An 18,255-nucleotide genomic window follows, 5' to 3' on the forward strand; every position below is an offset into this window, starting at 1 on the left:
GTTGGCTGCTCGCTTTGGATTGAAAACAAGCTTCCGGCCAGGACTCGTAGAACGAGCCCGACGAGGCTTGGTTGCTAAACCGCTTCTTCCAAGAACACACCGATACGGCGAAACTTCTCGTACCGTTCTTCCACGAGTTCTTGGCTCGACTTAGCTTCGAGTTCTGTCAAAGTCTTAGACAGATACCCCTTCAGGCGCGAAGCCATTTGGTGATGATCCCGATGGGCTCCACCAAGCGGCTCCTCAAGCACGTCGTCCACCACACCTAGCCGTTTAAGGTCGCTGCTCGTGAAACGAAGAGCCGCGGCGGCCTTGGGAGCGTGCTCGTGGCTCTTCCACAAAATACCGGCACAACCCTCAGGACTGATGACGCTGTAGTACGAGTGCTGCAGCATCGCAACGCGGTCGCCGACGCCGATTCCGAGAGCTCCGCCACTGCCACCTTCGCCGATCACTACGCATATCACGGGTGTCTTCAATCGGCTCATCATGAACATGCTTTCGGCGATCACTTGAGCTTGCCCTCGTTCTTCAGCACCAATACCCGGATAGGCTCCTGGAGTGTCGATGAAGCAAATCAACGGCAGCCCATACTTTTCAGCCAGCCGCATTTTTGTCATCGCCTTGCGATAGCCTTCGGGATGCGCACAACCAAAATGACAGGCCGCACGCTCTTTGTAGGTCCGACCTTTCTGGTGACCAAGAACCATCACCTTGAAACGATCTAGCTTGGCAAAGCCAGACAGCATCGCGCGATCATCGCCGAAGTGCTTGTCGCCATACAGTTCCACAAACTCATCAAAAGCTAAGTTCAGGTAGTCTCGCGTGTAAGGACGATTCTTATGCCGAGCCACTTGAACCGTTTGCCATGCATCAAGCGACGCGTACGTCTCTTTCAGCTGCTTCACCAAATCTAAACGCAACGTTCGGATCTGAGTTTCTACCTCATCGGTTCGGTCAGTATGACGAGCGAGTTGCGCGATCTGACTTTCGAGTTCAGCAATGTCGTTTTCGAATTCGAGGCCTGGTCCAGCGCTCATGTTGTTTACCCTTGTATCTTCTAGTCTGTAAGTGATGAAATGAACGCGAGATCATTCTTGATCGTCGATGGGGCCGCCTTTGCGAATCATGTCATCCGGGGCACGAATAGAGCTATTGTTGTCAAACACGCTAACCTCCGGTGCACGAGGTCGCTTCTTGAAAATTTCCACGCCCCGAAACACCTTCAGGAATTCCCACATCGATGGTGGGCGATCGTCCGGTCGTTTTGCCATCATGCTCTTCACAAGATCAGCAAATTCGCGAGTCACGTTGTCGTTGTGGACGATTGGACTTGGCACGGACGCAGACAAGTGTTTGTTAAGCAGATCGTTGGGAGTGTCGCCAGTGTATGGGACCTTACCGGTCGCCAATTCGTAGAGCACGCAACCAAACGAATAAATGTCGGTTCGCTCATCGCACACTTTGCGGCGGATCTGTTCCGGTGCCATATAGCTTCGCGTGCCTTTGGCCAACTTGACGCGATGGAACATTCTGCCGAGACCGGTCTTCTTCTTTTCTGAGATCGTAAAGTCAATCAACTTAACGACACCTTCGCGACTGACCAGAAAGTTGTCTGGCTTCACGTCGAGGTGAATCCAATTCTTCGTGTGCATGTAGTACAGACCTTCAGCAGACTGCTCGACAATCTTATCCAGCATGAAGGCCAGGGACTCGGGCCCGGTACGAAGAGCTTGCTTCATGTTCAGTTCACTGAACAATTCAAGCACCAGCATGGGTCGAGAGTCTTCACGGTACTCCACTACCTTGATGATGCGGGGACTCGCTAGATCCTTGGCAACGGTGTACTCGTGCTTGAGCAGATTGATTTCTTCGCGATTGGCCTTCAACGACTCTTTAAGGACCTTCAGCGCAAACCGCTCTTGGCTGTTCTCTTCGATCGCTTCCCAAACCTCTGCAGTGCTACCGACGCGGATGAGGCGGGCAAGACGATAGGGACCGAGAAAATCGCGGGACTTGGACATATTGAATCTGGATGATTGCGGAAACTTACCGAAGTGTCGCAACTATGATAAATGGCACACTCCCCCATGCGTAAGGTCACTGCCTAGCCGAAGTGCCCCGCCAGCGACGATTGGAAGGAAATTTGCCTCCTAATTTCCTCCTAGCGGCATCGCATTATCGCTGAATTTCTTCGTAAAGCGCCCGAATTCGCTTGGTCATGGTTTGGTGCCGAAACTGGCCCGTGAATCTCCTCTGCCCTTCACCGCCCATTCGCTGCCTGAGATCTGAATCGCTGGCTATTTTCACGAGAGCCTTGGCAAGCTCGTCGATGTCCTGCGGTGGAACGAGATAGCCTGTCTCGTCGTTGATCGTCACCTCACGAGCTCCGTCGACGTCGTAGCTAACGATGGGGCGACCAGCGATCAAACTTTGCGGTAAGGCTCGAGCAAGACCTTCGCGATAGGAAGTATGAACCAGAGCATCCATTGCCCCGACCAAAGCAGGAACATCCGCGGGTGGTACCAAACCAGTGAAGATGAAATGATCTGAGAGGCCTGCGGATGCAATCTTGGCATCGAGCGATTCTCTTAGAATGCCGTCGCCGACCAACAAGAATCGCACTTTCGGATTCTCAGCAATAACCTGCTTGGCCGCCTCTACCAAATCGTCATGTCCCTTCAGATGAAACAATCGGGCAATCTTGCCGATGATGATCTCGTCTTCGGCAATCCCCAATCGCCGTCGTGTTTCATCACGATGATCAATGGCATGCACAAATGGGTCCACATCCATGCCACTATAGATCGTCACAAACTTATCTCGCGGTGCAACGCCCGCTTCTACCATTAGATCCGTCATCGCATCCGCGACACAGATCATTCGATGACAGCGACTAGCAGCCCATCGTTCGCAGAGCTTGAAAAATTCACGAGCAACAAACGATTGATAGGGATGAAATGGAGCTCCGTGGACCGAATGAACGATTGCAGGAACCCGCTCGCCCCAAGCAACGTATCGCCCCAGCAACCCTCCCTTGGCACTGTGTGTATGAACGACGTGCGGATTGAAGCGACGTAGCTCTTGTCTTATTTCTCGTGAAGCAATTCCATCGCGTGGGTGGATGTTGCGTCGCAACGAATCCACCATTCGAACTTCAAGCCCCCCTGCCCTACCCTGGCTTAACAGATCGCCTTCGGGTCCCAGCGACGGGCCAGTGATCAGCACCACGTCGTCGCCATAGTCGCGAACCAAATCGAGACAATTCAGCAACGTGTTTTCTTGCGCACCGCCAATGATCATTCGAGTGATGATGTGGGCGACTCGCAACGGACCTACTCGCAATTAATAGAAGAGGATGGTGAAGTGGGGGAATGACTTTCGCGCATGGCCTGCCCTGCCCCAAGAATTCTCGAACGAACCCTGAAAGCACCTCCGAGCATACACGAAAAAACGGCACCTCGAATGGCTCGAGGTGCCGTCTGTGAATATTCCTTAATAAGAGTTCGGATTAAGTTCCGAACTCGACTCGGCGGTAGCCAAGTTGTTGCTGAAGTCGATTGACAATCGACGTATGCATTTGACTGACTCGCGATTCCGAAAGATCGAGCGTCGCCCCGATTTCCTTCATCGTCAATTCTTCGTAGTAATAGAGAATGATGATCAGACGCTCATTGCGATTGAGTCCTTTGGTGACCAAACGCATCAAGTCGTTTTTCTGCACACGACGAGTCGGGTCTTCACCCTTCTTGTCTTCAAGCACGTCGATTTCTCGGACGTCCTTGTAGCTATCGGTTTCGTACCACTTCTTGTTCAGTGATACGACGCCAACGGCGTTGGCATCCGACTGCATCTTTTCAACTTCCTTGACGGGAAGTTCCATGTGCTCAGAAAGCTCGGCGACCGTTGGTGCACGGCCGAATCGAGTTTCAAGGGTCTTTTTAGCTGCTGCTAGCTTGCTGGCTTTGCTGCGTACCAAACGGGGAACCCAGTCCATCGTTCGCAACTCATCGAGCATTGCTCCACGAATTCGCGGGACGCAGTAAGTTTCGAACTTGACGCCTCGGTCCAGATCAAACGCATCAATCGCGTCCATCAGTCCGAAGATTCCAGCGCTGATCAGGTCGTCGAGTTCGACGCCGTCTGGTAGACGCTGCCAAATCCGTTCGCCGTTGTAGCGAACCAATGGCATGTAGCGTTCCACCAAGCGATTGCGGAGGGGTTCGTAGTCAGGCGAATCCTTCTCAAGCTTCGTAAACTCAGTCCAAACTTGCAGGATTTCGTCGTCGGTTGTGGCTGTCGCTGCCATCCAATCCTCCGTGATAGGTTTCTGTACCGAAGCATCGTGCTTCGGTTGCTGACGACGTCCACCCATAGTGAAACGCCCAGCAACAATGATCAGTTTCTAGTAGGTTCTAGTTGGTCTTCGTCGCGTCATTTTGGTCGCCACGATCGCCAACAATTGCTGTCGGATCCAAGCCCGCTTTCACAAGTCCTTCTCGGTACCAGTGAACGCGTGCTCGAAAACTTTGCTCTAGCGAATCACGAACTAGATAGTCCGCGATCTGCCCAGCGACGTAGCCAACCATAGCAAAGACAAACATGGCAACCATGGCTTCCATGGCAACCTCCGAAGCAAGTTCGCGATGCAAAGCTCCTCGGATGGCAACCATGGCCATGGCGAGAGATCCTAGCGTTGCGGCAAAGCTACGTGACAATGTCTTTTTCTGGTTAGAGTGGTCGAGCGAGTGTGTCTTCTAAGTGGACTTGGTATGCTTGCAAAATTATATTTAAGTCGACTTTGCGAAACACAAACCAAGTCAGTTTCATCTATCGGACTTCTAAAGCGTTAGCATGAGCCCAATGTTTGTTTTTTCGTTATGCCGCTTCCATCGGGGACATATCCATTCGTGGTTGCAGCAATCTTGTTAGCAAGTAATCGTGTTTAGCAACGTCAATGTCGTCTGGCACCTGTTGCCCGGTCGTCACGTAGCTCAAAGGTAGCCCGGTGTGATCGGTTGAAGACGTCAACGCCGATAGTATCCCTGCTGTCTGCGGAGCCTCATCGAGCTTACTTAGAATCGCCGCGGTCGGTCGGACGGGAGCGAACCCTTTAAGGGTCGCCCGTATCGACGATACGGAAGACGTACTGCTAAGCACCAAGTGAGTTTCATCAGGTTGAGCATTGCGTAGAAAATCGACAAGTTGTTCGATTCGAGCGTCGCTTCTCGGACTACGACCTGCTGTATCAATCAACACCAAGTCAACGTCTCCGAGTCGCCCCAGCGCTGGTCGCATTTGTTCTGGCGATTCCACCACTTCCATCGGCAGATCCATGATGTCGGCATAGGCACGTAACTGCTGTACCGCCGCAATCCGAAACGTGTCGATCGTCAACAAGCCAACGCGACGTTTCGCTTGTAAACGAAAACCGGCGGCCAATTTTGCAACGGTTGTTGTCTTGCCAACTCCCGTTGGTCCAACCAACGCAACAATCCGGCGATCTCCTGGCGGTGTGCTGATGGGGCTACCTAAACGCACCTCTCGGGCAATCGTCCGCTGCAGATGCTCAAGCCAAGGGATGGCGTGATTGGTTACCGAAGAAGTCGTTTCACCGAGCCCACCAGCGAAGCTAATGGTTGCACCGATCCAACGATCGGCAGTTTCGGGATCAACTCCTAGCGACAACATTTCGTCGCGATATCCCTGCATGACAAGTGGGATAGTGGGCGATGCGGATCGGGAAACTAATCCGTTGTTTTGGGTAGGCAATCCGCGGTCTGAAACAACCTTTAGCTGCGTGCCAACATGTTCCGTGGCACCGTCAAAGTCTCGTCGTGACCCCACTGAAGCTTGCCGTGCCGAATCACCGGAGCTTGAACTCTCTTTAAGATTGACGGTGTCCTTAAGTCCCGCGGTGACTTCGACATAGGTACGGCCGAGCCAACCCATCCAACCATCACGGACTTGCCGCGTGTGCAACACCGATGCATCGGGACCCATCTGATGACGAATCTCTTCTAACGCGTCTTGCAGACTTGCGGCTCGAAAGGTGCGAATGTGCATTGAACGAAGGGGATTGTGTGAGGCGAAGAAAGAGAAAGTGAGGAAGACGCTTGGACGTCAAAACAGTGGAAACGAACGCGGTGGAAACAGTTCATGACCGCCCTGCCCTGCCCCGCCAATCCATCGACATGATTGGCTTTGACAGTGCAACTGATCATGCATCACTCACGACTCCGTGGGATTCGATTTTTGTGTCTTGAGTGATTTCGTTGTAAGACAGGATTCTCAAACGAGGCATCGTGGATGCAGTAATTTGACGTAAGCCTGGACGAATCCGAGGACTAACTAAAATCACAGGCGGACGACCGGACGTGACTAGTTTCTTAACGGCTTCTTGAATTCTTTCGCAAGTCGTGTCGATCGCCGAAGGACTCATTCGCACAAAAAGTCCACGATCGTTGTGTTCCAAACCTGCAGCAATCCGGTCTTCCATCGCTGGATCTAGGGCAACAACATGCAATCGTCCCTGTTCGTCACGATAGCGCGAACTAATAGTTCTGGCCAACCGATGACGCACGTACTCGCAAAGCCAAATCGGGTCCTTAGTTTTTGACGCAAAGTCACCGAGTGTTTCCATGATGATGCCGAGTTGCCGCACGGGCACATCTTCACGCAGCAACAAGTGCAATACTTGTTGAACATCACTGATTTTCATCAGGCCCGGGATCAGCTCGTCAACCACGGTCGGTGCAGACTCTTTGAGTTCATCGATCAGGTGCTTGGTCGCATCACGAGACAATAATTCGTCAGCGTGTCGGCGGGATATTTCTTGCAGGTGAGTCACCAACACAGCCCCTGGCTCAACCGTCGTGTACCCATAGATAGCCGCTTGCTCGCGACGCATTGGGTCAATCCAAACCGCCGGTTCACCAAAAGTGGGATCGCGGGTGGGTTCACCTTCGATAACTCCCGTCGTGTTGCCACCGTCAATGGCTAAAAGCTTGCCTGGGAAAACCATCGCACGACCAATCGGATTTCCACCGATGCGAATCTCGTACTCAAACTCTCCCAAACTCATCTCATCGCGAACGCGGACCTTTGGAAGAATGATTCCAATATCCGTGGCAATCGCATTGCGAACTCCGGTAATACGTTGCATCAGATCGCCGCCGCGCGCTGGATCAGCGAGGCTAAGCAATCCCAAGCCAATGGACATCTCCATCGGATCAACACTTAAGTAGTCTTCCACTCGTTTTTCAGGTGGCGCCGAAGCCGCCTTGGCATCAGCTTCCGCCTTGTTAGCATCCGTTACCACTTGTTGCGAAGACGCTCGGTTCATGACCACAGCTAGTCCAATGCAACCGCAACCTAGCGTTGCCATTGGAATGGCCGGAAGGCTTGTGGTGATTAGCAATAACAAGAATCCACCAGCAACAAACAATGCCTTGGGGTTACCCAGCAATTGCTGGAGAAACTGAACCGGTAGGTTGGCTTTCTGAGCACTCCGTGTGACCAGCAAACCCGCAGCGAGCGAGATCAGCAAGGCGGGAACTTGACTGACTAAACCATCACCAATGGTGAGCTTGGTGAACAACGCTCCCGCTTCGCCAAGACTCATTCCTGCTTGCATGACGCCAATGTAAAGTCCGCCGATTACGTTGACGATCGTAATGATGATCCCCGCTATGGCATCACCTCGGACGAACTTGCTGGCACCATCCATTGCCCCGTAAAAGTCAGCCTGGGCCGCAATCTCTTCTCGGCGAGACTGGGCTTGTTTTTCGTCGATCAGCCCAGCATTCAAGTCAGCATCGATTGCCATCTGACGCCCTGGCATACCGTCTAACGCGAACCGTGCGGCCACTTCGCTAATCCGCGTTGCACCCTTCGTGATCACAATGAATTGGATCAACACGATGATCACGAAGATAATCAGCCCTACTTCCAAACGATCCCCGGCAACGAACTCACCGAATCCTTGGATGACGCCTCCAGCGGCCTGCATGCCGCGATCGTCAGCACCCGTCAGAATCAACCGTGTGGTTGCCACGTTTAGTACCAACCTGGCTAGCGTCGTTGCCAGCAGCAGCGACGGAAAAACGCTGAACTCAAGAGGCGTTGAAATATAGATGGTTGTAACAAGGACAATGACACCCACGGTGACATTGGCTGCTAGCAACATGTCCATCAAGATCGGTGGCAATGGCATCAAGATGACGACCAAACATCCGATGATGCCCAATGGCAGCACAAGATCTCGGTAACGCATCAGCCATTGCATCATCTGTTCTCTAATTTCCTAGTGAGACGGACTTCAGGAAATCGCGAACAAGGTTTCGACCCAGCCAGCGAATCCACCCGCGGACTCTACTGAAATTCCGCTGCTGCGGTCTAGAGAAGAACCCACTGATGGCTCTAGCGTGTTTCACGCTGTCCAATCAGGCTCGGCAGCAATTAAGAGTACTTGTTTTTTGAGACAGAACTCTTGTCAAAATGCGGTTGGCCAAATGCCTCAGCGACCTCGGCGTATGTAGCTCCACTATTCTTGCCGTGAAACTCGCCGTTGCTGCCTTCGTTAAGAACACGGCTAAGCAACTGCGAGAACTTTTGTTCATTCCAAGCCTGGTCGGTGAGCAATTGGATTACAGGAATTTTTGCTCGCTTGAGCAAGTCGACTGCATAATCTCGAGGCAACCGAGAAGACAAACCTTTGGAATCAATAAGGATCACAACTAAACAAGGTTGAAGGCTTCCGTCACAGATCAGGAAGTCAACGCTTTTTCGATCCATACGAACCAAATCATCGAGATGATTAGCCGGGTTTGCGATCTTTACGATGCTTGTTAAACGCACATTTGGGATAACGCAGCCACCATGATTCGCCACAGACTTTGTCAGCAGCGAGAAGTACTTACGGTCGGTCTCACTAAGCCATCCAGTCCGTGGACTTAGCACCAATGATTCAGCAAGACACTCCTCGGTTTGTGACGTAGCCCCTTGCGACATCAACGCCAGTGCATACCTTGCTTTCGCTAGTAGCTGCATCAAGACGTTCTGGTGGGGAACCTGCATGTACAAATCGTGAGAGAGAGACGAGAGCAAGGGAAACCAAACTCTAACCGTTCTCTCTACCTCAGCGTAAGTATTCCCCGCCGCGGGGTGCGGAACAGAGGTCGACCACACTGCCGGTGCATTAGCGAATACTCCAAAGCACTCGCATACTACCGGCGAGAGCTATCCGCTGCGCCCTCTACAGAAGCCTTCGGCTAATTCGCAACGGCCCAATCAATTGCCGCGTGCAGCCATTTGGGTAAAGATTCACCGCGAAAGTCGTCGACGTGTCCAAGCGACGTGTAGAACGACCGACCTCCGTCCTTCCTTTGAAACGTCCAAGCAACCGGCTCGCTTGGGTGCCCTTCAATCTTTCCGCTAAGCAACACTGTTGATCCTGAAAGAAGAGGTACAACTTGATACAAACTTCCTCCTGAAACGAAAGGCTCTTGATGGCGGTTCAGCGACGAAAGTTGTTCGCCGATCATCGACGAATCAGATTGGTTATCACCTGCCTTCAATGTCGAAGCAGAGATGACCGCCTTGATGTCATTGCTGTAATGATTGGAGTAATTTCCACCGAACACATCTTGGTCAAATGAAGGCCACGCGTCGTAGCCGTCTGGCGGATCTTGGTTTCGCAAACTAAAGGCATGGCTGGCTGTTCGGATACCGACGACGGGCTTACCGTCGGCAACGTAGGAACGTATCAGGTCCAACTGCTCCGTTGGTAGCGTTCGACGCCTTACGCTCACCAATAGCACGTCAGCGTCTACGACTGCCTCAATACCGATTAGCCGGTTGGGGTCATCGTCATCGGCGTAGACGAACTTGACCCGGTAGTCATCATCCAAATGTTCAGCGGCGAATTGCGGCAGAGTTTTCTCGGTTTGATATTCCCGTTCAGCAATCAACATCACCACCAAGGGCAATTGCTTTTGATTAGCCGAAGGCTTGATCGGTTCCTGGGCGAAAGAGCACTGCCAACCGGCAATCCAAACCGTCATCAGCAACAAAATAGCGTGCCGTCGAAAACGATTCATTGGTGTTCTTCCGCCGTAAGGATGATGAATTTAGCAAGTCATGAAAGTGCGATCGCTACGATGTCTGCGGCAAATGCCGGAGCGACAAGACGCCTTCGATCTTCCGAATCGAATCGAGTGTTGCCACATCGACGTCGCCATCGAGGTCGATAATCGTGTAAGCGATCTCGCCTCGCGATTTGTTAAGCAAATCAGCGATGTTAGCCCCCGAAGACGCAAGGATAGTCGAAATCTGGCCAACCATATTGGGAACATTGGCATTGGCGATTGTTATTCGCGTGCCCTGACCGCGAGGCATTACCGCTTCGGGAAAATTAACCGAATTACGAATCGTTCCATCTTCAAGGTAGTCACGCAAACTATCGGCGACCATCACCGCACAATTCTCTTCGGCTTCGTCCGTCGATGCACCCAAGTGAGGAAACGAAAGAACCTTGGGATGCTTCAACAGGGCTGCGGTTGGGAAGTCAATCACATAGGCATGCAACTTCTTCGCGTCGAGCGATGCGAGAACGGCAGCGTCGTCACAGATTCCTCCTCGAGCCAAGTTCACTACAATCCCGCCGGACGGCATCATCGCAAGACGCTCCGCGCTGACCAAGCCCTTGGTCGCATCAAGCAATGGCACGTGGACCGTGATTGCATCACACTGCGAGAACAAATGGTCAAGGCTTACGGCTTCCTTCACCTTCCGTGACAATTGCCAAGCACTTTGCACCGAGATCAAAGGATCGTAACCAACAACCTTCATCCCGAGTGACGAAGCCGCATTGGCTACCTTAACACCGATGGCACCAAGACCGATAACACCCAGCGTTTTCGATGGCAACTCTGAACCCACGAAGTTCTTCTTGCCGGCTTCGGTAGCCGCAGAGATCTCGGCGTCAGTGCCTTCAAGTTCGCCGGCAAATTTCATCGCGGCATGGATGTTCCGTGAAGCCATCAACAGCCCGGCCAGAACCAACTCTTTAACCGCATTGGCGTTTGCACCCGGTGCATTGAACACGGGAACTCCGCGGGCGGTCATCTTGCTAACGGGGATGTTGTTAACGCCTGCACCAGCACGACCGATGGCAGCAACCGTTGCAGGAATCTCCATATCGTGCATCTTGAATGAACGGACCATGACAGCGTCAGGATTCGTGATTTCCGATGCGACTTCGTAATTGTCCCGAGGTAGCTGCTGCAGACCTTTAACGGAGATATTGTTGAGAGTAAGGATCTTGAACATATTGATCAGTTGAGAGATGAGCTGGAGTGTGAAACGAGGCGAAACGCTCCACCGGACAGATTAAGAATCGGTAAGCGAAACGATCAACCAAACGACTTAGCCGTTCTTTGCGGCGAAATCGGACATGAATTGGGCAAGAGCCTGGGCCCCTTCGCGAGGCATTGCGTTGTACAGGCTGGCACGAATCCCACCAACGCTGCGATGGCCTGCCAGGCTTGCCAACTTATGTTCACCCGCTTCTTTGATGAACTTGCTAAGCAGTTCATCGCTTGGAAGATTGAATGTCACGTTCATCTTGGAACGACAATCAACCTGCGCATGCCCTTTGTAGAAGTTAGGGTTTGCATCGATGACGTCGTAAACCATCGACGACTTTTCTTCGTTGAGAGCTTTCATCGCTTCCAAGCCACCAATGTCATCGAGCAACCAACGCGTGATCTTGCCAAGCACATAGATTGCAAATGTCGGAGGCGTGTTCCACATCGAATCCGCTTCGTAGTGATTTTGGTAGTTCAAGTAACCAGGCAATCCGGCGTCACCTTTGTCAATCAGATCCTTGCGCATGATGACTGCGGTCACACCCGCTGGCCCGGCATTCTTCTGAGCACAGGCATAGATCAATCCGTATTTGCTAATGTCGAGCGGACGAGAAAGGAAATCGCTTGACGCGTCACAAATCAACGGCACACCGGCGGGAGCTTCAGGCTCGGACTGAAACTGAACGCCTTGGATCGTTTCGTTGCTGCAGTAGTATAGGTACGCCGCGTCGCTACTGGTTTGATAGTCACCCGCCTTCGGCACGCGGTCGTAGTTGGTAGTCGAACCATCAAAGGTGGCTGTTACGTCGCCTTCTTTGCGACCTTCCGCGATCGCCTTCTTGCCCCATGAACCCGTCACCAAGTACTCGGCGGTTTTGTTTGAACCACGAAGCAGGTTGCATGGAATCATCGAAAACTGCAGCGCTGAACCACCTTGCAGGAACAACACTTCGTGAGTGTCGGGAACATTCAGCAAAGAGCGAAGCGAGCTTTGAGCTTGCTCCATGATCTCGACGAACACTTTTCCGCGGTGACTTAGTTCCATGATGGATGCCCCAGCACCGGGGTAGCACATCATTTCGTCGCGGAGCTGTTCGAGAACCGAGACCGGCAAAACGGCTGGACCAGCCGAAAAGTTAAAGACTCGTTCGCTCGTTACGTTGGATTGCGCAGTCGCCGTAGCACTCATCGTTAGGTGGATTCCAGAAGATCGCTGTTGGATGTGAAAAAAGTGGCTCTCGGTCCGGCCCAAATCCGCGAGAATACGGAGGTGGCAGTGCCGTGCCCAAGTCCCTCGATTCTATGCTTCCCGGACATCCTACGGAAGGAGCGCGATCATGAGACTACGGGCTCTCTCACAAAGACTGTTTTCCCGCTGTTCTCGAAGCCAATCGCCAAGGATGTTCCCTTGTCCGCCATCTCAAATCCCATGATTCTCGCAGACGACATTGAAAACGCGATCCAGTTGGCCGGGCAATTGCTACGCCGCGCCGTGGAGTTGCAAACGCCCCAGGAGTGCCGTCAGCAGGCCGAACTCGATCGAATGATCCAACATCCTGCCGACAAGGCCACGATGATCGAGATCACCGACCAAGCCTTTCGCACCCATTGCGAAGCCAGAGTCGCTGACCAGCTCACGCACTTGCTCGACATCCAAGGCATCCCTCGTTTCTTCAGTCCCCTCGAAAAGGCGATGCTGCAAGGCTTTCGCTCATTCGGTGAATACCTTCCAGGCGTCGCGGTGCCTTTGGTGAAGGAAAAGATGCGGCGAGAAACGTCCAACGTGATCCTGCCGGCCGAACCTGAACATTTGCGACCATACCTAAAGGCTCGAATGGACCAAGGCGTCGGCATGAATATCAACCTGCTCGGCGAAGCGATTCTAGGTGAACGCGAAGCTCGGCGACGGATGAAACGCTACGTCGAAGCATTAAGGCTTCCCGAAGTTCGATGTGTGTCGATCAAGATATCCACGATAAATTCCCAGATCTCAAGCATTGCTCGCGAGCACACCGTTCGAACGGTGGCCGATAAGCTCGAGCAACTCTACCGCATTGCCAACCATGAAAAGATTCCAGATAGCGATCAAAGCAAGTTCGTCTACCTCGACATGGAAGAGTACCGCGACCTGTACCTGACCGCCCAGGTCATGATGGAAACGCTTGATCGCGAAGGACTTGAAACCACACGAGCGGGAATCGCTCTGCAAGCGTACATTCCAGATTCGCTACTGGTTCTTGAAACGCTCATTGCTTGGTCGAGCGACCGTGTGAAACGAGGCGCCCTGCCCATCACGATTCGATTGGTGAAAGGTGCCAACTTGGAAATGGAACGTGCTGAGGCTTCCATTGCAGGCCACTGCCATGCCCCGTTTGCAACGAAGCTCGAAACCGATGCAAACTACAAGAAGATGCTGCAACGGCTTTTCGAAGCTGCTCAGCAAGGCACGGTGCGAGTCGGTTTAGCGTCCCACAACTTGTTCGATGTGGCCCTTGGCTTGGTCTGGACTGCCCAACGCGGCATCAAAGACGCCATTCAAATCGAAATGCTTGAGGGCATGGCTAATCATCAACGCCGAGCGATCTCGGAACGTTTTGAGCACTTGCTGTTGTACGCGCCGGCATGTCGTCGCGAGGAGTTCCTAAACGCCATCGGTTACCTGATCCGAAGGTTGGACGAGAACACGGGAGAGCAAAACTTCTTGCGTCATGCCTTCCGGCTGCGTACCGACAGCGAAGAGTTCACTCGATTGGCTGATGACTTTCGTACCAGCGCGAAGATGGTTGGTGCCATTGAAAACTGCCCACGTCGGGACGTGCGTCGCCGCGAGACACCGATTCAGCCGCCAGCGGCTGACACTTGGCAAACCCTAGTGAATGAACCTGATACTGATTGGGCAGTCCCCGACAATTCGGCTTGGATCGCTGAAACGCTGAACCACTGGCAACGTCGCTGCAACGACGAGGCCACTGAAGTATCACTAACAATCAACGACGAACTCATCGTTCCCACAGCACAGAATCTTGGCCAATCGCTTGATCCGTCTCGCCCTGACGTCGTGGTATGCCGTTACCCACGGTTAACCATTGATCAAGTCAACGCGTCGGCGGACATAGCAAATCGTGATCCATCGGGATGGCATACGAAGTCGCCCGACGAAATTCACTTAACGTTGCGACGTGCTGCTCAATGGCTCCGACTGCGGCGAGGCGAACTGATTGGTGCGATGGTTGCCGAGGGTGGCAAGACCGTTGCCGAAGCGGATCCCGAAGTGAGTGAAGCAATCGACTTTTGCGAGTTTTATCCTTTGACCGCGCGACACTGGTCCAAGCGAGCCGCAGTTTCGCCGCGCGGGGTGGTCGCTGTAATCACGCCTTGGAACTTCCCATTGGCTATTCCCTGCGGTGGAGTCGCTGCTGCGTTATCAATGGGCAATCGTGTGCTGCTGAAACCTGCTTCGCAAAGTGTGCTCGTCGCTTCCATGTTATGTGAAGCATTTTGGGACTCTGGTGTACCGCGAGAAGCTTTGCACCTTGTGCCGTGCGATGAAACTGTTGCCGAAGCAGGCTTGGTTGCCAACCGGAACGTTGACTCCGTTATCCTGACGGGAGCTACGTCGACGGCCAAACGAATGTTAGCAGTCCGCCCCGACTTGAACTTATTGGCCGAGACGGGTGGGAAGAATGCAACGATCGTGACCGCGATGGCCGACCGTGAACTGGCAATCAAACATGTTATTCACTCGGCATTTGGGCATGCCGGTCAAAAGTGCAGTGCGACGTCGATTCTGTTGTTGGAAAAGGAAGTCTTTGAAGACGAGTCATTTCGCGAAACGCTGGCCGACGCAGTGGAAAGTCTTATCGTTGGATCCGCTTGGGATTTGTCCACAAAGGTGGGGCCATTGATCAGCCCTCCCGGCAAGACGCTCACGCGAGGGCTTAAGACACTCGAAGACGACGAATCATGGTTGGTCGTGCCCGAGCACATCGTCGGAAATCCAAATCTGTACCGCCCCGGAGTCAAGTGGAACGTTAAGCCAGGAAGCTTTTCGCACATGAACGAGATGTTCGGTCCGGTGCTAAGCGTGATGTCGTATTCGAGATTGGAAGAAGCGATAGCGATTGTGAAACGTACCGGTTACGGATTGACGAGCGGTCTTGAGAGCCTCGATGAACGTGAGATTCAAATATGGAAGGAATCAACTACCGCGGGAAACCTCTACATCAATCGCCCGACCACCGGAGCCATCGTGCTTCGGCAACCCTTCGGTGGTGTAGGACTAAGCGCCTATGGGCCGGGCATCAAAGCCGGCGGCCCACACTACGTGCTCACGCTAGCCAAAATCGAGAACAAGTCTCACATTCCCGGTGGTGACCGGTCTCCCTCCCATCCAGTGCTCGATGAGATTGATAATTGGGTCGACCAATCCGGAATGCCCGAAGCCAGTTGCCAACGGATGATGTTGGTAAGTCAATCTGCACGGATCGCATGGGAGGATGAATTCTCGACTTCACATGATCACCAGCGTCTGCTTGGCCAAGACAATATTCGTCGATACAAGCCACTGACCTCCCTGACCATACGCATCGAATCGAATGATCAATGGGAGGACGCACTGACCGCACTTAGCTGCGCGATCGCAGTGCTATCACCGGTGACGATCTCAATCGATCCGACGATTAGCGAAACCATTCAACAACACTTTGAAGAACTCGCTGATGCTCTACCGCGTTGGTTGCATCCGGTGGTGGAAAGCGACGCGGACTTGTCGTCTCGCATACAACACGGTGAAGTAGAGCGATTGAGATTCATCGGCACACCGGAAATCAATCTTCGGTCCTGCACAACCGCGGCCGAGCAATTTGTTACGGTCGTTGACTCACCGGTCGTCGATGACGGAAGAATCGAGTGCCTACGTTACCTGAACGAACAATCGATATCGCATGACTACCACCGCTACGGAAACCTGGGACGTCGCAGCCAAGAGACTCGAGGGACTAGAAACCAAACTCATCCATCCAGTCGTTAACGTCCTCGGCCTTAAGTTTTAGGTCGTCATCGCCATGGTCTCCCCTGCCCTCCCCCGCGTCGCGATCAATAACATTGGCTCGTGGACTCAGACGTAAGTTTCCATCGAGCAAACTGTCCAACCACGACTGCGAGTCAAACGCCTCGGCGCTTCGGCGTGAAGCCGCGGTTTGAACCCGATGATCAGATGATACAACCGCCAATTGTTTGGGCGAAGAATGACCTCGAATGATCTCTTCAAGCAAGTCATCCGCTTCGGGATAATTGACGGCGAATTGGACATCGATGTCTTGGTAGACGAAACGGTCCGGACGATCTCGCGGCGGGTTCGCCGCATCAAACACTACCTGCGTCCTTTGGCGAACTGAACCAGGTAGATGCGTTGCCAGCCGTTCAAGCAGTTGCGCACGTTCGCGATGCAACCACATCGGATCAGGCGAACGAGGAGGTGCCGAAGGGGCTAGCACGTTGTAGCCGTCAATCAGAAGCAAAAGGGACATACGCCCAGCATAAGGCCTGCTGGCGACAAACCAAAGTGTCCAATTCCGAACGCCGGAAACCAAAGCGGAGTTGGTTTCTGGCAGCATTTGATGATACTGGACGCTTGTTTGATTTCCCCAGCGTACTTATTCAGCCAACGTTCGACATTGACTTCTGATCCCAAACACCGCGACGTCGCACCTCTGCACTTGGTTTACCTAGTCAACTTTTTTGCGCCTGATCAGGTGGCGATTTGGGAAGAGCTCGCTCGACTGGTAAAGCAGATCACCATCTTGGTTTCCGTTGACATGGAAGGCAATCGGGATTGGAAGCCCGAACAATCTGATTTGGATGTGCGCAGGCAACGTACGTGGACAATAACGCGAACGATCAAGCACTCCACCGGCTACACCGACGTGAACTATGTCCACCTTCCATTGGATACCCGGTCGCAACTTCGCAAGCTTAAACCGGACGTTGTCGTTTCGGCCGAACTTGGCATGCGATCCTTGCTAGCTTCGCGATATTGCCGGCGCAGTAAGGCGAAGCACATCTTGGCTATCAGCACGTCCGAACATTTGGACGAAGTAGATGGCGGCTTGCGAACCCGGTTTCGTCGCTCGCTGCTTCGTCGCAGTGATCTTGTCACGTATCACGGGCCAAGCTGCAAACGCTTCTTAGAAAAGCTAGACGTGCCAGCGAAAAAACTACATCCTTTCGATTATGCCTGCGATCCTAACAAGCCATATCGTGGCGACATCGACGATTCTCTATCAGCCATCGATACTTTACGTCTTTTGTCCGTCGGTCAGCTCGTCGAACGAAAGGGAATGGTCTCGGCGCTGGAACGACTAAAGGTTTGGGCGAAACGAAACCCGACCCGCCACCTCATCTGGACGATCGCGGGATCGGGTCCGCTCGAACAAATTTTCAGGCAATCGGAGCTACCGCCCAACCTGTCGATCAAAATGACCGGGCACCTGGACCAAGGCGGCCTGCGCGACCAATATCAATCCAACGAGGTCCTATTCTTTCCAACGCTCGCGGACGAATGGGGCCTTGTTGTCGACGAAGCTCTGTTCTCGGGCATGGGAGTCATGGGCAGCATCTACGCCCAGGCTATCGAAACCCTCATCGTCGACGGCACGAATGGTTGGTCCTTTGATCCTCTGAACCCACAATCTCTTGACCATATGCTCGACGGTTGGTTCAACCTGAATCTTCAGCAGCGATATTCGCTCCGACAACGTGCTCGCGATACCGTCGTCAACCGCACTCCCAAAACCGCAGCCGATCAACTGATGTCGGCAATCGAAGTTGTCGCAGATTGAAATCGTGCAGAATCACATAAGGCGTTGAGATAGGAACCTGCTTCGTC

14 protein-coding genes are annotated in these 18,255 nt (G+C 53.0%); 2 read left to right on the forward strand and 12 right to left on the reverse strand.

Annotation, left to right across the window (positions count from 1 at the left end):
• Positions 1–74: 74 nt before the first annotated feature.
• The 11 genes from Pla22_RS03620 to serC all read right to left on the reverse strand — a co-directional run bounded on the left by Pla22_RS03620 (position 75) and on the right by serC (position 12,558).
• Positions 75–1,040 carry an acetyl-CoA carboxylase carboxyltransferase subunit alpha gene (locus Pla22_RS03620; RefSeq protein ID WP_146513397.1) on the reverse strand — a complete coding sequence of 322 codons (966 nt, stop codon included), beginning with the start codon at positions 1,038–1,040 and terminating at the stop codon, positions 75–77.
• A gap of 51 nt (positions 1,041–1,091) precedes the next feature.
• Complete coding sequence (locus Pla22_RS03625) at positions 1,092–2,024, reverse strand: serine/threonine protein kinase (protein WP_146513398.1); 933 nt, start codon at positions 2,022–2,024, stop codon at positions 1,092–1,094.
• Positions 2,025–2,178: 154 nt separating this feature from the next.
• Complete coding sequence (locus Pla22_RS03630; RefSeq protein ID WP_146513399.1) at positions 2,179–3,330, reverse strand: glycosyltransferase family 4 protein; 1,152 nt, start codon at positions 3,328–3,330, stop codon at positions 2,179–2,181.
• A gap of 181 nt (positions 3,331–3,511) precedes the next feature.
• Complete coding sequence (locus Pla22_RS03635) at positions 3,512–4,309, reverse strand: FliA/WhiG family RNA polymerase sigma factor (RefSeq protein WP_146513400.1); 798 nt, start codon at positions 4,307–4,309, stop codon at positions 3,512–3,514.
• A 106-nt stretch (positions 4,310–4,415) separates the two neighbouring features.
• Positions 4,416–4,679 carry a hypothetical protein gene (locus Pla22_RS03640; RefSeq protein ID WP_146513401.1) on the reverse strand — a complete coding sequence of 88 codons (264 nt, stop codon included), beginning with the start codon at positions 4,677–4,679 and terminating at the stop codon, positions 4,416–4,418.
• A 199-nt stretch (positions 4,680–4,878) separates the two neighbouring features.
• On the reverse strand, positions 4,879–6,066 hold the full coding sequence (gene flhF / locus Pla22_RS03645; RefSeq protein WP_146513402.1) for a flagellar biosynthesis protein FlhF: 1,188 nt from the start codon (positions 6,064–6,066) through the stop codon (positions 4,879–4,881).
• A gap of 154 nt (positions 6,067–6,220) precedes the next feature.
• Positions 6,221–8,275 (reverse strand): flagellar biosynthesis protein FlhA, encoded by a 2,055-nt coding sequence (gene flhA / locus Pla22_RS03650; protein ID WP_146515205.1) that lies wholly within the window; start codon positions 8,273–8,275, stop codon positions 6,221–6,223.
• A gap of 185 nt (positions 8,276–8,460) precedes the next feature.
• Positions 8,461–9,108, reverse strand: coding sequence for a DUF2726 domain-containing protein (locus Pla22_RS03655; RefSeq protein WP_146513403.1), 648 nt, complete (start codon positions 9,106–9,108; stop codon positions 8,461–8,463).
• Positions 9,109–9,272: 164 nt separating this feature from the next.
• Positions 9,273–10,100: a ThuA domain-containing protein gene (locus Pla22_RS03660; RefSeq protein ID WP_146513404.1), complete on the reverse strand. Its 828-nt coding sequence runs from the start codon at positions 10,098–10,100 to the stop codon at positions 9,273–9,275.
• Positions 10,101–10,155: 55 nt separating this feature from the next.
• Complete coding sequence (locus Pla22_RS03665; protein ID WP_146513405.1) at positions 10,156–11,331, reverse strand: phosphoglycerate dehydrogenase; 1,176 nt, start codon at positions 11,329–11,331, stop codon at positions 10,156–10,158.
• 96 nt (positions 11,332–11,427) lie between these two features.
• The gene (gene serC, locus Pla22_RS03670) at positions 11,428–12,558 is read right to left on the reverse strand and encodes a 3-phosphoserine/phosphohydroxythreonine transaminase (protein ID WP_146513406.1); all 1,131 of its coding nucleotides are present in this window, start codon (positions 12,556–12,558) and stop codon (positions 11,428–11,430) included.
• A 219-nt stretch (positions 12,559–12,777) separates the two neighbouring features.
• Between serC and Pla22_RS03675 the strand changes: the two genes are divergently transcribed.
• Positions 12,778–16,398 carry a bifunctional proline dehydrogenase/L-glutamate gamma-semialdehyde dehydrogenase gene (locus Pla22_RS03675; RefSeq protein ID WP_315854134.1) on the forward strand — a complete coding sequence of 1,207 codons (3,621 nt, stop codon included), beginning with the start codon at positions 12,778–12,780 and terminating at the stop codon, positions 16,396–16,398.
• Here the strand turns inward: Pla22_RS03675 and Pla22_RS03680 are convergent.
• A complete protein-coding gene (locus Pla22_RS03680) occupies positions 16,367–16,897 on the reverse strand; it encodes an NYN domain-containing protein (protein WP_146513407.1) in 531 nt (176 codons plus the stop codon). The two genes, Pla22_RS03675 and Pla22_RS03680, sit on opposite strands and share 32 nt — an antisense overlap.
• A 90-nt stretch (positions 16,898–16,987) precedes the next feature.
• Here Pla22_RS03680 and Pla22_RS03685 point away from each other — a divergent pair, with 90 nt between their 5' ends.
• Positions 16,988–18,208: a glycosyltransferase family 4 protein gene (locus tag Pla22_RS03685; protein ID WP_146513408.1), complete on the forward strand. Its 1,221-nt coding sequence runs from the start codon at positions 16,988–16,990 to the stop codon at positions 18,206–18,208.
• Positions 18,209–18,255 lie beyond the last annotated feature (47 nt).

Source organism: Rubripirellula amarantea (assembly GCF_007859865.1).
GTDB lineage: Bacteria > Planctomycetota > Planctomycetia > Pirellulales > Pirellulaceae > Rubripirellula > Rubripirellula amarantea.

Coding starts and splice junctions, on each gene's coding strand:
- Pla22_RS03620 (WP_146513397.1), bottom strand. CDS start 1,040: ATGAGCGCTGGACCAGGCCTCGAATTCGAAAACGACATTGCTGAACTC.
- Pla22_RS03625 (WP_146513398.1), bottom strand. CDS start 2,024: ATGTCCAAGTCCCGCGATTTTCTCGGTCCCTATCGTCTTGCCCGCCTC.
- Pla22_RS03635 (WP_146513400.1), bottom strand. CDS start 4,309: ATGGCAGCGACAGCCACAACCGACGACGAAATCCTGCAAGTTTGGACT.
- Pla22_RS03640 (WP_146513401.1), bottom strand. CDS start 4,679: ATGGCCATGGTTGCCATCCGAGGAGCTTTGCATCGCGAACTTGCTTCG.
- flhF (WP_146513402.1), bottom strand. CDS start 6,066: ATGCACATTCGCACCTTTCGAGCCGCAAGTCTGCAAGACGCGTTAGAA.
- flhA (WP_146515205.1), bottom strand. CDS start 8,275: ATGCGTTACCGAGATCTTGTGCTGCCATTGGGCATCATCGGATGTTTG.
- Pla22_RS03660 (WP_146513404.1), bottom strand. CDS start 10,100: ATGAATCGTTTTCGACGGCACGCTATTTTGTTGCTGATGACGGTTTGG.
- Pla22_RS03665 (WP_146513405.1), bottom strand. CDS start 11,331: ATGTTCAAGATCCTTACTCTCAACAATATCTCCGTTAAAGGTCTGCAG.
- serC (WP_146513406.1), bottom strand. CDS start 12,558: ATGAGTGCTACGGCGACTGCGCAATCCAACGTAACGAGCGAACGAGTC.
- Pla22_RS03680 (WP_146513407.1), bottom strand. CDS start 16,897: ATGTCCCTTTTGCTTCTGATTGACGGCTACAACGTGCTAGCCCCTTCG.
- Pla22_RS03685 (WP_146513408.1), top strand. CDS start 16,988: ATGATACTGGACGCTTGTTTGATTTCCCCAGCGTACTTATTCAGCCAA.